The sequence below is a fragment of the Variovorax sp. P4_D9 genome, from assembly GCF_056401695.1.
Genome location: NZ_JBFUIU010001313.1, coordinates 1 through 1740, shown reverse-complemented (window position 1 = coordinate 1740; position 1740 = coordinate 1). Strand labels below are relative to the sequence as shown.

At 59.8% G+C, this 1740-nt stretch carries 3 protein-coding genes; all 3 read left to right on the top strand.

Annotated elements, in window-relative coordinates; translation table 11 throughout:
• Positions 1–632 (top strand): hypothetical protein (locus AC1DY5_RS54355; RefSeq protein WP_478122481.1); only part of this gene is annotated, 632 nt, incomplete at its 5' end.
• A 107-nt stretch (positions 633–739) separates the two neighbouring features.
• Complete coding sequence (locus AC1DY5_RS54350; RefSeq protein ID WP_478122480.1) at positions 740–868, top strand: hypothetical protein; 129 nt, start codon at positions 740–742, stop codon at positions 866–868.
• A gap of 84 nt (positions 869–952) precedes the next feature.
• Entirely contained in the window at positions 953–1696 is a 744-nt protein-coding gene (locus tag AC1DY5_RS54345) for a TraB/GumN family protein (protein WP_478122479.1), read from the top strand.
• The last annotated feature ends 44 nt before the right edge of the window (positions 1697–1740 follow it).

Here is a 1740-nt window from a genome sequence, read left to right as displayed (position 1 = left end):
AGCTCGAGCAGCGCACGAAGGAGAATGGCGAGAAGGAAAACGAAGGAGAGGTGGTCGGCCGCTCCATCGTCGATCCAGCCATCAATTCGGCGCTGATGATGTGCACGTACCAAGGGCATATTGGGGGCGACGGAAACATCATGGCAACCGTCGCCGAGGTGCAGCGCATCTCTAAGGCGGTGAAGGCCGGCGACCTGTCGGACCTGGAGGCGATGCTTATTGGGCAGGCCATCGCGCTGCAGACCATCTCCACAAGCCTTGCCGATCGCGCGCAGAAGCAGGGGCTTCAGCGAAACCTCGAAGCGTTCCTCGGGCTGTCGTTCAAGGCGCAGGCCCAGAGTCGGGCAACCGTTCAGGCGCTGGTGGAATTGAAGTATCCGCGGCAAGTGGTGTTTGCCAAGAACGTGAGCAACATCAACAGCGGGCAGCAGCAGATTAACCATGGCGTCTCGGCTTCCGCGCAGGCGGGGAAAGCCGAAGGCCAGCAAAGCAAACTTTTGGGGGTTGGAAATGGCGAATGGGTGGACACCGGAGCGAAAAGCGCGGCAGGCGGAACTTATCCGCACCTGGCGACCTTGGGACCAGTCAACCGGGCCGCGAAGCCCAGAAGGAAAGGCCAAGGTGTCGCTTAACGCCTACACAGGCGCTCAGTGGAAGACGATGCGGCAGCTCGTTAAGGAGACGAACACGATGCTTCGCGACCACAAGCAGGCCATTCAGGCTCTTTGAAGTCCCAACCATGTTCAGAGAAACACCGAAGACCAACGCCCCGCGCGTTCCGGGTCTGCTCGACTTCAGGGCGAAGCAGGCCGTCAAGAAGATCGCCAAGCTGCCGAAGAAGCCGGCAGCGCCCAAGAAGCCCCGTTGATCCAACCGAAAAAGGATCTGAACCGGTTCGTGAGCCGGTGGGTGCCGAGGCGGTGATAGGCTGCCTCTGAACTTTGGAGACAGCATGCTGTACGAAATTGCGGGAACGGGCACGCGGATACTTGGAACGCTGCATTTCTTTCCGCCTGGCCCGCAACGGTGGATCGATCCCGTTCGTCGCATCTTCGATTGGGCGGAGAAGATCTACATCGAGACGAAGGTGGAAAAGGCCGGTGAGCTGGTGAGGTTGCCTGCTCGGTTCAAGGCGGGGCATCTTTCCTCCGACCTGCGACAGGAAGTCGATCAGGTTTGGCCCCAAGCCGCGCTTGGCGACATGGATCGCTGCAGCCTGCTTGGGGTGTGCCTCGTTGTGAACTCGCTAGGGGTGTCCCGTGTCGAAGGCGTTGAGCCAACGGTGAGAGCTTGGCTCGGGTCGTCAGGCGATGTCCTGGAACTTGAAACGGCGGAGGATTTCGTACACGCCGCCAACGACATTCCTTTGGACGACCTTATTTTTTCGATCCGATTCGCACTCCAGCGGCAATCAGCAGCGTCTCAAAGAGATTTTGAGGCCAAGGCCCGAGCGTGGAGGGTGCACGACCTCGCGAAGCTTGAAGCGCTCACAAAGGTCGGGACGACGGAAGCAATGCGTCGCGCCCTGTTCGAAACAAGAAATCGGAAATGGGCTGAGACCATCGCTGCCCATGCGGCGACATCGCCGGAGCGCACGCTTGTACTGTGCGGTGCTGGGCACCTGTGCGGTCCGAACAACCTGCGTGAAGTGCTCGAACGAGACCATGGGCACGAGGTCAATCGGCTGATGATGTAGCTGTCTCTTTGGGAAGTGGCTATGCGCGCGCCACTTGCCAATGG